Below are 14,043 nucleotides of genomic sequence, written 5' to 3' on the forward strand. Positions count from 1 at the left end.
ATATTTTTATGCGAAACGGGTGCCGTAGGTTGCGTGATATTTTTTATTTTTAACAAATTGAAAATTCAAATTTCAGATAAAACTTATTGCATCGGAGGATCGTATGCGGAGAAAAGACAGAGAAGTAACGGATCTCGGGGAAATCGAAAACATCATAGAAAAAGCAAAAGTCGTACACGTAGGTATGATCGACGGAAACGTACCCTACGTCGTACCGATGCAGTACGGTTATGTTTTTAATGAAGGGAAGCTAACGCTGTATCTGCACAGTGCCAAAGAAGGACGTAAAATCGATATTATTAAAAAAAATTCACGCGTGTTCGTTGAACTCGAAACGGATGTCGCGCCGATTTCAGGCGGAAATATTCCGTGCAAATACAGTTCAGCTTATTCGAGCGTTATGGGCGAAGGAACGGCGGAAATCGTTTCGGATATAAACGAAAAAATTTTCGGTTTGGAATGCATTATGAAAACGCAAACCGGCAGGGATTTTACCGTATCGGAAGAGATGACCTCGTCCGTGTGCGTCATAAAGATTTCCGTTCCGCACCTTACGGCGAAGCACCGTCCAAGCCAAACACCGAACGGCGGACCGCAAAAAGACGAAGCGAAAATCGATTTTTCCGAAAATGAAAAAACGAAAACGGAAAAAGGGCAAAGCGAAGAACGCGCTTCAAAGCAAACAATGTATTTATTAACTTTCTATCAAAACGGAAAAGAAACGCCTGTGGCTTTGTTTGAAAACATCGACGAAGCGAGAAAGAGTCTCCGATCCGTTCCCGGTTATACGATGACGGAAATCAAAGACGGAGATTTTTGCGATACGAGCGAAACGCTGAGCCCCGGAAAATTGCCCGATTATACCGAAATCAAATATAACGGAAACCGTATACCGCTCAGCCGCTTTATGTTTCCGGATCCCGACGATGCGGAAATTATTTGGCGTGAAGTGCCGAATATGGAAACAGCAAATCGCGGACTTGCGAATGGGTGTACGCGTGTGGACGCATACGTCATCAATAACGAAGAAGTGAAAGCGTATATCGAAAAGCGGGAGCGTACATACGAACGTGCAAAAATTTTCCTTGAACAACAAGGCTGCGAAGTTGACAGGTCGTTTTTCGGTTCCGAAGACGGAGAAGCGATCATGTATAAAAAAAAGGACGAAAGCGATTGGCATTTTTTAATGCACATGGATCCGTCTTTCGTGGAGGAAACTCCCGATGACGAGCAGGACTTCGAGCGCATTATCCGAGAAAATATGCAATAATTTTTCGCTGTATAAAACGGCGTGCAACACGACAGCCGGCCGCTTCGATGATATCCAATGCCCGTTCAACGGATTGAACGCCGTATTTAATGAAAAACATACATTGTTTCACATCGTGAAACCGTATTTTTGATATACAAAACCTCCGATTTTTATTTTCATTGACAGCTGAAAATTCACCTCCTATTATAAAATCAAAAGATTTATAAAAAGTTTTTACAGGAGGTCGATAAAAAGCGCCGTCTGAAATATCGCCGTCGCTAAGGTCCGGAGACAAAAAACGTCGAAGCGTTTTTTATTTATAGGAGACACTCGCGATTTCTGCGCACTGCTCGAAATCGCAGCGTTCTTATCTCGAGTTTGTGCGGATGTTTGCAGAAGACTTGTATACGTACTATTTCGATAAAAACAGGATGGATACGATACACATTATTTTGCAAACTCGATTATTGAACGTGTGCGCCGCTCGAAATTTCGCGCTTACGCGCTCGTTGCGAGGCGCGCGCACGACTAAAAACTTTTTCGGAAATTGATATTTCCTGAAAAATTTTTTACAGGAGGTTGCTATGTTAAAGATACGGACTGCGAGCAGCAACAACGCGGATGCGGCTCTGGCGGGAAAGGAATGTGCGCGTAAAATAAAAGACGCACTGCATGATTCGAAGCTTGTGTTTGTATACAGCGGTGTATCGTATGACCAACAGGCTTTGTTGAAAGCGATCGGCGAAGAACTTCCCGGTGTGCCGTTGATCGGAAACACATCATTTTCCGGTATCGTTACGCAAGACGGTTTTATTACCGGCGAAAAAGGCTATGTCGGAATCATGGCGCTGTCCGATGCCGACTTGACGGTCGGAACGGCGGCTGCGGCGAAAAGCGGAAGCGCGCGGGAAACGGGACGAAAATTAGCGGAAAGCGCTCTGGCCGCTGCCGGTAAAAAGGAAGCGCCCGCCTATATGTATATGGTCGCGCCTCCCGGCGAAGAAGAATACTATCTGAAAGGTATTTCCGACGTCGTAGGAAGAGTACCGCTTTTCGGCGGCAGCGCGGCGGACAATACGCTCGCAGGCGAATGGAAGCTGTTTGCCGGCAAAACGATAACCGGCGACGGTGCGGCAGTTGCTTTTTTCTATACGAAAGCCGCTTTTGCGAACAAATATACCGGCGGCTACAAAGAAACCGGCAAATACGGCGTTATCACAAAAATCGCAAAAGAGCGTACTCTTGTGGAAATCAACGGAAAACCGGCGCTTGAGCAGTACCGCGAGTGGACGGGTGCAAGCGCAAAAGATACGGAAGGCGGCAATCTGCTCGTGCGCTCCATTACGAACCCGCTCGGCGTAAAAGATCCCTTAGGCGATTTGATTGCGGTGCGTCACCCGATGAACGGCAATGCCGACGGTTCAATCGCAGTAGGAAACAATCTTGCGGTCGGAACGGCGATAGCTCTCCTCGAAGGCAGTACGGACGATTTAATAAAAGCCGTAAGCGCGGCTCTTGCCGACTTAAAAGCGAAAATGAAAGGACCTATAGCCGGCTTCCATTTGGTTCACTGCGGCGGCAGGCGGATCGGGATCGGAGAGCGGATAAACGAATTGACCGCGGCAATCAAAAAAGAAGCGGGAACGATCCCGTTTATCGTCGAATTTACGTTCGGTGAATACGGCTACGAAGACGACGGTCGCAATACCTGCGGCGGCCTTATGCTGTCCTTTACGGCGTTCGGTGAAAAATGAATTAACGAGAGGTAACAATTATGAAAATGATTATCAACGGAAAGAAAACGGACAGCGCGAGCGGTCAAACCTTTGACGTAATCGCGCCTGCGACCGGCAAAGTGATCGACAGTGTTCCGCGAGCAAATGAAAAAGATTTGGATGCGGCGCTTGCAGCGGCCGTACAGGGACAAAAAGAATGGGCAAAAGTGCCTATTTTTAAACGTGCCGAAGTGCTGTATAAATTCTTGAGCTTGGTGCAAAAATCGCACGAAGATTTGGCACGGCTTTTGTCGAGCGAAAACGGCAAACCAATAACCGAAGCGCGTGCCGAAATCGGAAACGTTACGATCGGCTTCAGCGGATTTATCGAGCGGGCAAAACACTTTTACGGCACGATTATTCCGCAGGGAACGGAAGCGGGACAGCAGACAACGATGCAGCTGGTACTCAGAGAACCGGTCGGTGTCGTCGTATGCATCATTCCTTTCAATTTTCCGTGCGACCTGTTCGATCAAAAAGTCGCTCCGGCTTTAATGATGGGCAACTCCGCGCTCGTCCTGCCTTCATCCGACAATCCGCTGACATTGATGCGGCTGACGGAACTGCTCGTCGAAGCGGGCGTGCCCGACGGTGCGATCCAGTGCGTTACGGCTCCCGGCTCCGTCAAAAGCTATGCCGTTTCCGACAAGCGGGTCGGCTTGGTTACGTTGACGGGAAGCACCGAAGTCGGAATCGATTCGGCAATAAAAGCTGCGGCGAACCTTACGCACACGGCGCTTGAATTGGGCGGAAACGACGCGTTCATCGTGCTGGATGACGGAGACGTCGATTTGGCGGTCGAAGAGCTCGTGTGGGGGCGCATGTACAATACCGGACAGGTATGCTGCGCAAGCAAGCGCTTTATCATTCACAATTCGCTGAAAGACGAATTCGCAAAAAAAACCGTTGCAAGAATAAAGCAGCTGAAATTCGGCGATCCTGCCGACGAAGATACGAAAATCGCCTGCCTTATCAGCGAAAAAGCCGCGATACAGGTTGAAAAGCAAGTGCAAAAAACCGTCGAACAGGGCGGCAAAATCGTTTTGGGCGGAAAACGCAACGGTGCTTTTTATGAACCGACGGTCATAACGGATGTTCCGAAAACGGCCGATGTCGCAAAAGACATGGAAATATTCGGTCCTGTCGTACCGATCATCGGATTCAATACCGATGATGAAGCGATCGAAATCGCAAACAATTCCGTGTTTGGTTTATCGAGCTGCGTATTTTCACGCGATCAAAAACGCGCGTTTAAAATCGCAAACGCGATGGAAGCAGGCGAAGCGGTTATCAACGGCGCGAGTTTTTATCGCTCGTTTGAAATGCCCTTCGGCGGGTGGAAGCACAGCGGCATCGGTACTGAAGGCGTCATGTCCACGTTCAACGAAATGACGAAGATAAAAACCGTCGTGCTGAAAAACATTATTGAAGCGTAAAATAAAAAATTAAAATAGCTTACAAAAATTCTGAAAGGCGCTTTCGGACAAAATCCGCGAGCGCTTTTTTTATAAGCGATGCAAAACGCGCTTGGGGTAATTTTTGCACCGCGGTATTTTTTATCGCACGCAGATATTTTTTGCGGCGTACCTTTTTAAAAGGCGATAAAATTTAAATCCCTATTCGCTTTTAAAACAATTCGGATGACACGCTATGTGCCGTTAAGTTCAAAGCATCTGCCGCGTTCGGCGCACTTTTAAACAATCTGTTGCATAATACTTCTATTAAAAAAGATACGGGAATTTTACTTCCGATTTCGGCGTCAAGGACTTGGGAACGCAGCTTGAGGCAAAAAGTCAAATCCGCAGCCGCTCCCAGCGGAGAACGTTCGTAATTGGTAACGGCAATAACGGCAGCTTTCGTTCTTTTTCCCTGACTGACGGCGTTTAAAATTCCCTTTGTACTTCCCGAAAAAGAAACCGCAATTAAAACGTCACCCGATTCCAGCGTTGAAGCACGTATCGCCTGCAAGTGAGAATCTCCTTCAACCGAAACGTCAAAGCCGATCCGCATAAGCCGATAACATAAGTCCCACGCTTGAGCATAAGAGCCGCCGCTTCCGATAACAAGTATTTTTTTTGCAGGAATCAAAATTTTTACCGCCCGCTCGAAAACGGCCGGCTCTATTGCCTCGTTTACCGTCCGGATATCTTTGCAGACAGAGGCAAGAAAACTGTCTTCGTCCGGCGGCGTGTCGCTTTCTTTTTGAGACGGCTCGAGAGCAAGCTTTATTTTAAAATCTTGAAATCCCTTGCATTTAAGTTTTTGGCAAAATCGGATTATCGTTCCGTAACCGACGCCGCTTTCTTCGGTTGCCATCGTTATCGATTTATAAATGAGCTCGTTTTCCCGCAAAACATATTCTGCAAATTTCCGTTCGGTTTCGCTGAAAACGGGAAGCATTGAGCGGATATCATTCAAAATCGAATTTTCTTGCATCTTTGTTTATCTTTTATTCGGTGACGGTGATTTTCCCGCCGTAATTGAAAATCCCCGCTTCCAATCCGCGCGCGGAGGCGAGGAAGTGAATGATTCTGGGATGAATGCCCGAAACGGCTAAAGGAAACAAAGTTTCGTCGCCGGAAAACACCGAGCCGATTTTCAACACTTTGATCGATTTATGCGATACGGACGGAGTGTCGTCGGTTATAACCAAAACTTTCGCACCGTGTTCAGCCGAATCCGAAGCAAGCTTCCATGAAAAAGCGCTTGTTTTTCCTTTGGCACAATAAATCACGATCGAAAATAATTTTCCGACGGATTCGAACGGCCCGTGACGAAATGCGCCGCCTGTAAAGGGCGAACTCAAACAGTGAGTGCCTTCCATAAAGGTGAGCGCCGATTGTCTTGCGCAGGTGTACGCGGGACCGCGCCCCACAAAGGCGATCGCATCTCCCGGAAGCAGATGCTGTACGGCTTCCTGAATTTCTTCATCCGAAACGGAAAGCAATGAATCGGCTCCTTTATCGAGCGTGTCGAAAAAGCTTGCAGCCGGCACTTGTTTTTTTGCGAGGGTTTCACCCATAAAATTCAATACGGCAAGCGTGTTCGTGTATGTTTTTGCCGAAATGCTTGCCTCTTCTCCGCCGAACAAGGGAAAAACGAGTCGGGCACTTTTACCCAAAATACTTTCGGTATCGTTTGTGATTCCTACTATAGACGAACCGATACGCCCCGCTTCGATCAATTTTCGGATTTCAACGCTTTCACCCGATTGGCTGGTTAAAATCGACAGCGTTTTTTCGTTTTGTTTTTGCACTCCGTAATACAAATATTCGCCGGCATCACGGACGGAAACCGGAAGTCCGTTCTGTTCGAATTTCGGCAGCGCGCTGTAAATTGAAAATTCGGAAGTTCCCATTCCGAGAAAACTCAATGCCGAATGTTCGCTTACAAGCTTTTGCCAATCCGTAAGCTTTTTAAGTCCTTCCTCTCGATAATAATCGACGACGCAGTGAAGCGCTTCGGGTATTTGTACAATTTCATCATAAAATTTGCTCATATAATCCACCTCAAATAGTATCTGCCGCCGAACGAATTATCCCGCAGCAGGTTTAATATTTTATCAGCGATGCGGCGCCTAAAAGGGCCGCCGTATCTCCCGCCTTCGTTTTATATATTTGAATTCCTTTTAAATCGGAAAACTTGGAAAACTCCGGTGCAAAAAAAGCGTAATCCGATGAAACCGAACCGCCGAAAACTATCGCATGCGGATCGAACATATTGACGGCCTGACACAAAAACGCGCCGAGTCGGCGGCCGTATACTGCAAAACACTGCAAGGCGGCAGGATCGTTTTGCACCGCTTTTTCGTGTATTTGCGCCCCGGAAATTTCCGTACCTGAAATTTTTTTATACAAACTTCCCAAAAAACGGCCTCCCAGACAGCGATCGACGATTTGATCTTTTTCTACGATCGCATCGCTTTCATCGCCGGTTATAGATACCGGTGAGCGCCAAATTTCGCCCGCTTGTCCGCGTGCGCCTTTAAAAAGCTTTCCGTTTATGATAATCCCCATCCCGATACTCGTTCCGAGCGTAAAGCCGAGCAGAGTCTTCTTTACCCTGTCGTCAAACAGCGCGTATTCTCCCAAAACGAAACACGACGCGTCGTTTTCCAAGACGACTGTTCTGCCTAAACTCTGTGAAAGTTCTTTTGCCAAAGGGTAATTCGGCATGGTCGGCAGATTTTCGCAAATATCAAGACAGCCCTTTGTAATCGATGTCGGAACACCCATCCCGACCGGAAGCCCTTTTTTCCCCGTTTCCTTTTCGGCCGTCCGAATCAAAGATATAATATCGTTTACTATATCCGAGGGTGGGCGGTCGCGCTGTGTGGCACAGCGGAAAATCCTACTTTTAACGTCCGAACCTTCAACAAGAGCGCAGCGCATTTGCGTTCCGCCGAGGTCGAACCCCCAAACAAGGGTATTTTTCATTTTTACCACAAAATGGATTATATATCCGAAAAAATATTTTGTAAAGGATTATATATCCAAAATTTGATAAATTATGGATATTTTATACTTGACAGCTCAAAAAAGACGGATATAATATCCTTATAAAGATAAAAGTACCCTAATTAAAGGAGGTAAACGGTATGAAAAAATTCCTGATGATTATCGGATGCGCTTGTATCGTTGCGCATATTTTCGCTGTCGGCAGTACGGACGGCGGAAACGGAGCAGCTTCGGATAAAATACAAATCCGCTTTCTCGCCATGGCGCAAGCCGCCTATTCCGAACAAAACGTCAACGATATGACCGCCGACTTTATGAAAAAACACCCGAATATCGTTGTACAAACCGAATTCGTACCCTACGAAGAGCTTCGGAATAAGACGATGTTGGCATACGGGTCAAACAACCCTTACGATGCAGTATTGGTTGACGATATATGGTATGCCGAATATGCACAAAAAGGTATCATTTCCGATATTACCGCACAAGTGCCGGAGTCCTACAAAAAAGGAGTGCTCAGCGGCGGTTGGAATTTTACTACGAAAAAAGGCAAAATTGTCGGACTGCCGTGGTTTTTGGACTGCATGTATCTTTTTTATAATAAAAATATGCTTGCCCGTGCCGGCTATACAAAAGGACCTGCAACGATCGAAGAAATGGTCGAAATGGCAAAAGCAATCAAAACAAAAGGTATTTGCGAATATCCTTTCGCATTCAGCCTTGCGCAAGCCGAAGCTTTAATTTGCGTATATTCCAATTTTTTGGAAGCGTACGGAGCGGAATACCAGGATAAAAACGGCAATTGGATTGTCGATAAAACCGGGGTCAAAGCGCTGGAACTGCTTGTACAGTTAAAAAAAGACAAACTCTTAAATCCCAATTCTACGGAATATCTCGAAGAAGACGTTCGCAGAGTTTTCTCCAGCGGCGACTGCGCTTTTACGATGAACTGGCTTTATATGTACGCATTGGCTTCCGATCCTGCCGAAAGCAAATTGACAAAAGCCCAAGTCGGTATTTCCGTCCTCCCCGGTATAAAAGGAGGCAAAAAATATGCGGCAATGAGCGGGTCTATGGGTCTGTCGGTCGTTTCGAAAACAAAACATCCTAAAGAAGCGCTGGAATATATTCTGTATCTGTGCAGCAAAGAGGTTCAGGATAAATATTCGAATCTTCAGCTTCCGGTATGGACGGCGTCGTATGACGATCCGGCCATCATCGCCGGTAAAGAAGAACTGGCTGCGACCGCAAAAATCGCATTTAATATTATGAATGCACGGCCCAGCGTTGCAAGCTATCAGGAAGCCAGTGCCGTTTTGCAGCAGTATATACAAAAAGCTTTGTACGGAGAACTCAGTCCGCAGGAAGCGCTGCGCAAAGCCGTCGCTGAAATGAGCAGAATGTAAGTAAGTATGAAAAACCGGAAACTCATACGGCAGACCGATATCCTGCTCACGCCGATGCTCATCCTGATGATTTTAATCATCGGCTGGCCGCTCGTTCAAACTTTCATCATAAGTTTTACGGATACCAATCTTTTAGGGAACGAGGGCCATGCGGTCGGTTTAAAAAACTTTATAAACGGATTGCGCAATATCGATTTTCTTGCATCGTTGAAAGTTTCCGGTATTTTTGCGTTAGTGAACGTCACATTGGAAATTCTTCTCGGTACGGCGGTCGCTTTATTGTTGAATCAGCCGCTCAAGGGTGTAAAATGGGTCAGAGGCCTTTTGATTCTCCCTTGGGCGGTACCGACCGTCGTAAATGCAATCATGTGGCGTCTCATTTACAACCCCGAATACGGCGCGATGAATTCGCTGCTGTATCAGCTTAAAATAATAAAAAATTATACCAGTTGGCTCGGTGATGCAAATAAAGCGCTGTTTTGTATTATGTTTGCGGATCTTTGGAAAAATTTTTCATTGGTATCGCTGATCGTACTTGCCGCTCTGCAAACCCTATCCAAAGATCAAATAGAAGCGGCCGTTATAGACGGAACGAATGCATGGCAGCGCTTTACCGCAGTTACTTTGCCGCATATCATCCCGTCAATTCAAGTCGCGCTGGTATTGCGCATAATCGAAGCGATTAAAGTATTCGATATTATTTATGTTATGACAAAAGGCGGACCGGCAAACAAAACGAGATCCGCAAGTATTTTCATATATCAGGAAGCATTTACCGATTCTCGGCTCGGTTCGGGAGCGGCGCTTGCCATAATAATGGTATGTCTGATTATGATTTTTATCTTCGCGTATTTGCGGATTTTGCTTCCGAAAAAATATACGAAAAACACAGCGCGGGGCGATTTATGAAACAAAAACGCATAATTATCGTTTTGGAATATGCGGCAATAATCGCATTGGTCGTGTATATCATAGCTCCGTTCCTCTGGCTCGTTATTATGTCGATAAGCACTGCTGCGGATTTGACGGAAAAACCGCTGAAATGGGTGCCTGCAAAACCGACATTCGATTCATTTAAGAGTCTTCTTGTTTTAACAAAAAACAGCCGAGGCGAAGCGTTTTTATTCGCATTGAGGAACAGTTTACGCACTTCGATTCTTACGGTTTCCATTTCCCTTACGGCGACCGTTCCCGCAGCATGGGTTTTTTCGCGTTATCCCGGAAAAAAGGATTTTATTCTTCGCTGTGCCGTTTTCACATTTATGCTGCCGCCCGTCGCATACGCTCTTCCTCTCTACCGGTTTTTAAGCAACAACGGCATGCTCGATAAATTCTGGGCATTGTCTCTCGTATATTGCACGATCGTCTTGCCGTTTTGCGTATGGCTGCTTAAAGACGCCGTCGATATCATTCCGTTTGCGCTTGAAGAAGCGGCGATTTTGGACGGTGCGGGGATCTTTTCTCGCATATTCAAAGTTGTAATGCCGCTTTTATTGCCATCGATCGGAACGGTCGCTCTTTTGGCGTTAATTATGGCATGGGACGAATATTTTTATGCCATGCTGTTTACAAACAGTAAAAATGCGCTTACCTTGCCCGTAGTCATATCGAATCTTGCAAGCGGCAGACAGTCCAATTACAATTTAATTGCAGCGGCAGGCGTTTTAACATCTTTACCGCCGGTGCTCGTCGGTATGATTTTCCAAAAATCGCTTATCAAAGGACTCGCAGTCGGCGGAGTAAAAGAATAAACGATAAATCACTTGTCCGGAAACAATAAAAAAGGCGCTTTCAGACAAAATCCGCGAGCGCTTTTTTTATGAGCGATGCAAAACACGCTTGGGTAATTTTTGCACCGCGGTATTTTCACCGCACGCGGATATTTTTTGCGGCGCAATATTTTTTACCGCTTCTCCCTCACGGCACGTAGCCCATATTTTGAGAAATCTCCGCAGCGGTTTGCTTCAAGTATTCGACTATTTCAGGAATCCGCTCGTCGGTAAGTATACTCGTGCTGCCGCTTGCGCTTATTGCCGCAATTATATCGCCCCGATAATCGTATACCGGCGCGCCGATACAGCGGTGTCCGATTTCGAATTCTTCGTTGTCGATCGCCCATCCCCGCTGCCTGACCGAATCGATTTCTTTTTGCAGCGCTTCAATCGTCGTAATCGTATTCGGAGTAAAACGCATAAATTCGGTTTTTCCCATAATCGATCGAAGCTGCGCGTTGGAAAAATTTGCCAAAAGACACTTACCGAGCGAAGAACAGTATGCATGCATACGCAGTCCGATTTGCGAATACAATTTGATATTCGAAAATATATCCATCTTTTCGATATAAACCACTTTATCGCCTTCCAAAACGCCCAAATGCGACGTAAGCCCGAACTTTGCCGTAATCTGCGCGATATACGGGCGCACTTCCGTTTGCAGCTCCAAACTGTCGATATAATAGCTCACCGCTTCTATAAGCTTCAATCCGATTTTATATGTGCCGTCTTCATTCTTTTTTAAATAACCCCGTTTGAGCAGCGTCGAAATAATGCGGTATGCCGTACTTTTATGCAGACCCGACTTTTCGGCAATTTCCGTCAAGACGGCGGAACTTTTATTTGACGCTATCGCTTCGATGATATCCAATGCCCGTTCAACGGATTGAACGCCGTAATCATTCGCCATCGCGCACCCCCTTTAAATGTACGGAAAGCATTCGTATTGTTCAAGTGCTCTCACAACGCTTGCCCCAAATTTTACATTGCGATATACTGAATTTCAAATGGACGTAAAAATTATTAATCCGTTTTTAATATCGTGCGAAAGTGCTTTTAAAAATATGTTCGATATTCCGCCGCAGCACAAAGATCCGTACCTGCTCGACCCGAATGCCGGCCATGCATGGGAGATTTCGGGACTGCTCGGTATTACGGGCGACTATAACGGCGTCGTTGCGTTTCGGCTGCATAAAATCCTTGCGGATAAAATGCTCGAACGCTCAGGGATAGAGATCGTTATGGAATCGGAGCGTGAAGAACTTGCGAAACAGCTCGTAAGCGAGTTTACGAATATTATCGCGGGAAACGCGGCTTCCGAAATTAAAAATAAAGATATAAAAGTATCGCCCCCCGTTGTCGTTGCGGGAAAAGATCATACGCTTTCGTGGCCGAAAAATTACCCGATTGTGGGTATTCCGTTTACGACGCAGTACGGACCTTTTGAAGTCGACGTGTGTTTTAAATAATACCGATCGGGATTTTACGGATACGCATATAATTAGGAGCATATATGGACGAAAAACTTATTAACGATTACAAAAAATTTTTAGACGGCGGAAAAACCGAACGCGAGTGTGCCGCACAGATCATCGAAGCGGCGGGAAAGCGCGGTTATAAAGATATCGCGGAGTATAAAACGCTGAAAGCAGGCGATAAAGTTTACGTGCAAAAAATGCACAAATCCGTCGCGCTGTTTGAAATCGGCACGGGCAGTCTCGAAGACGGCATGAACATCCTCGGTGCGCACATCGATTCGCCGCGCCTGGACGTAAAGCAAAATCCCGTCTATGAAAAAGACTGTATCGTGTATTTGAATACGCACTATTACGGCGGCATTAAAAAATATCAGTGGGTAACGCTGCCGCTTGCGATTCACGGCGTTGTATGCAAAACCGACGGCAACGTCATCAACGTGACGATCGGCGAAGCTGCGGACGATCCGGTATTTTGCGTATCGGACATTTTGCCGCACCTCGCGCAGGAACAGATGAAAGAAAAAGCATCGGACTTTATTCCCGGCGAAAACCTCGACCTCATTTTGAGTTCCGGTATTCCGCAAAAAAAAGACAAGCAAAAAGAACAAGCCGATGAAAAATCATCGAAAGATAAAGACAAAGAAAAATATAAAAAGGCCGTTTTAAAATTATTAAAATCGAAATACAATATCGACGAAGGGGACTTCGCATCCGCCGAACTTGAAATCGTTCCGGCAGGCTTATCGCGCGACTGCGGCATCGATCGATCGCTCATCCTCGCGTACGGGCAGGACGACCGAGCGTGCGCATTTACGTCGGTGCAGGCACTCTTCGACAGCACGGCAAAGACACGGACGAACTGTTGCCTCTGCGTCGACAAAGAAGAAATCGGAAGCGTCGGTGCCACGGGTATGGGTTCGCACCTGCTCGAAAATGCGGTCGCCGAAATCATTTCGCGCATGAGCGGTGGATACAGCGATTTGACGCTCAGGCGCTGTCTTGCAAATTCCGCCATGCTTTCAAGCGACGTCAACGCGGCATTCGATCCGATGAACGGCAACCTCTACGATAAAGATAATTCATCGTTTCTCGGAGGCGGAGTCGTCTTTAATAAATATACCGGAAGCCGCGGTAAATATTCCGCTAGCGATGCGAATCCCGAATTCATCGCAAAAGTCCGCGCGCTCATGGAAAAAAACGATATCCCGTTTCAAATGGCCGAGCTCGGAAAAGTCGATCAGGGCGGCGGCGGTACGATCGCCTACCTTGCGGCAAAGTACGGCATGGATGTACTCGATGCGGGTGTTTCGGTTTTAAGTATGCACGCACCGTGGGAATTGACAAATAAAGAAGACATCTGTACGGCGTATAATTGCTATAAAATATTTTTATCGCTCGAAAAATAATTATGTGGCTGCCCTTTGCCGTCTGTTCCGCAGTATTCGCCGCGCTCGCTTCGATCCTCGCCAAAATCGGAATCGAAGGAGTCAATTCGAATCTGGCAACCGCAATCCGAACCCTTGTCGTACTCGCGATGGCATGGATTATGGTTTTCGTCACACACGAGCAGAGCGGCATCGCGGCGATTTCAAAAAAGAGCTGGATTTTTTTGATCCTGTCGGGACTCGCTACCGGCGCATCGTGGCTTTGCTACTACCGCGCGCTGCAAACGGGAGACGCATCGAAGGTCGTTCCCGTCGACAAGATGAGCGTCGTTATCACGATCGTCCTCGCCTTTATATTCCTGCATGAAAAGGTTTCGGTAAAATCGATCCTCGGTGCGCTCCTCCTCACGGCGGGTACTCTAGTCATGGTATTGTAAAAGCGCAGTCGTTTCGAAAACGTGCACTACAAAATGCAAAACACACGGAACAGGTTTGTATTTCACAAGCCCGTACACCTT

The 14,043-nt window shown here is 46.6% G+C and carries 13 protein-coding genes; 9 read left to right on the forward strand and 4 right to left on the reverse strand.

All coding sequences use genetic code 11. The features are described from left to right. Positions 1–103 precede the first annotated feature (103 nt). The 3 genes from H9I35_RS12405 (at position 104) to H9I35_RS06995 (ending at position 4,463) form a co-directional block, all read left to right on the forward strand. A complete protein-coding gene (locus H9I35_RS12405) occupies positions 104–1,270 on the forward strand; it encodes a pyridoxamine 5'-phosphate oxidase family protein (protein ID WP_215905289.1) in 1,167 nt (388 codons plus the stop codon). Positions 1,271–1,836: 566 nt separating this feature from the next. Next, on the forward strand, positions 1,837–3,006 hold the full coding sequence (locus H9I35_RS06990; protein ID WP_187418711.1) for an FIST signal transduction protein: 1,170 nt from the start codon (positions 1,837–1,839) through the stop codon (positions 3,004–3,006). Between the two features lie 20 nt (positions 3,007–3,026). Beyond that, complete coding sequence (locus H9I35_RS06995; RefSeq protein WP_187418712.1) at positions 3,027–4,463, forward strand: aldehyde dehydrogenase family protein; 1,437 nt, start codon at positions 3,027–3,029, stop codon at positions 4,461–4,463. A 190-nt stretch (positions 4,464–4,653) separates the two neighbouring features. On the opposite strand, the gene H9I35_RS07000 is transcribed toward H9I35_RS06995, so the two are convergent. Genes H9I35_RS07000 through H9I35_RS07010 form a run of 3 tightly spaced genes read right to left on the reverse strand, consistent with a single transcriptional unit; the run spans position 4,654 to position 7,463 of the window. Beyond that, positions 4,654–5,445 (reverse strand): MurR/RpiR family transcriptional regulator, encoded by a 792-nt coding sequence (locus H9I35_RS07000; RefSeq protein WP_187418713.1) that lies wholly within the window; start codon positions 5,443–5,445, stop codon positions 4,654–4,656. A 31-nt stretch (positions 5,446–5,476) separates the two neighbouring features. After that, positions 5,477–6,526, reverse strand: coding sequence for an SIS domain-containing protein (locus H9I35_RS07005; protein WP_187418714.1), 1,050 nt, complete (start codon positions 6,524–6,526; stop codon positions 5,477–5,479). Between the two features lie 52 nt (positions 6,527–6,578). Next, on the reverse strand, positions 6,579–7,463 hold the full coding sequence (locus tag H9I35_RS07010; protein WP_256397995.1) for an ROK family protein: 885 nt from the start codon (positions 7,461–7,463) through the stop codon (positions 6,579–6,581). A gap of 161 nt (positions 7,464–7,624) precedes the next feature. Here H9I35_RS07010 and H9I35_RS07015 point away from each other — a divergent pair, with 161 nt between their 5' ends. Genes H9I35_RS07015 through H9I35_RS07025 form a run of 3 tightly spaced genes read left to right on the forward strand, consistent with a single transcriptional unit; the run spans position 7,625 to position 10,641 of the window. After that, entirely contained in the window at positions 7,625–8,890 is a 1,266-nt protein-coding gene (locus H9I35_RS07015) for an ABC transporter substrate-binding protein (RefSeq protein WP_187418716.1), read from the forward strand. A gap of 6 nt (positions 8,891–8,896) precedes the next feature. Continuing rightward, positions 8,897–9,799 carry a carbohydrate ABC transporter permease gene (locus tag H9I35_RS07020; protein ID WP_187418717.1) on the forward strand — a complete coding sequence of 301 codons (903 nt, stop codon included), beginning with the start codon at positions 8,897–8,899 and terminating at the stop codon, positions 9,797–9,799. Further along, positions 9,796–10,641, forward strand: coding sequence for a carbohydrate ABC transporter permease (locus H9I35_RS07025; RefSeq protein ID WP_187418718.1), 846 nt, complete (start codon positions 9,796–9,798; stop codon positions 10,639–10,641). Before H9I35_RS07020 ends, H9I35_RS07025 begins: the two co-directional genes overlap by 4 nt. A 166-nt stretch (positions 10,642–10,807) precedes the next feature. Here H9I35_RS07025 and H9I35_RS07030 read toward each other — a convergent pair whose 3' ends face one another. After that, positions 10,808–11,572, reverse strand: a complete 765-nt coding sequence (locus H9I35_RS07030) for an IclR family transcriptional regulator (RefSeq protein ID WP_187418719.1) — start codon at positions 11,570–11,572, stop codon at positions 10,808–10,810. Between the two features lie 97 nt (positions 11,573–11,669). On the opposite strand from H9I35_RS07030, the gene H9I35_RS07035 reads away from it, so the two are divergent. The 3 genes from H9I35_RS07035 to H9I35_RS07045 are packed head-to-tail and all read left to right on the forward strand — an operon-like array spanning position 11,670 to position 13,962. Further along, positions 11,670–12,131: a chemotaxis protein CheX gene (locus H9I35_RS07035; RefSeq protein WP_187418720.1), complete on the forward strand. Its 462-nt coding sequence runs from the start codon at positions 11,670–11,672 to the stop codon at positions 12,129–12,131. A gap of 44 nt (positions 12,132–12,175) precedes the next feature. Next, positions 12,176–13,546, forward strand: a complete 1,371-nt coding sequence (locus H9I35_RS07040) for an aminopeptidase (RefSeq protein WP_187418721.1) — start codon at positions 12,176–12,178, stop codon at positions 13,544–13,546. After that, positions 13,546–13,962 (forward strand): EamA family transporter, encoded by a 417-nt coding sequence (locus tag H9I35_RS07045; protein ID WP_252722754.1) that lies wholly within the window; start codon positions 13,546–13,548, stop codon positions 13,960–13,962. The genes H9I35_RS07040 and H9I35_RS07045 overlap by 1 nt, the downstream gene beginning before the upstream one ends. Positions 13,963–14,043: the final 81 nt, after the last annotated feature.

The sequence above is a fragment of the Treponema sp. Marseille-Q4132 genome, assembly GCF_014334835.1.
Lineage (GTDB): Bacteria > Spirochaetota > Spirochaetia > Treponematales > Treponemataceae > Treponema_D > Treponema_D paredis.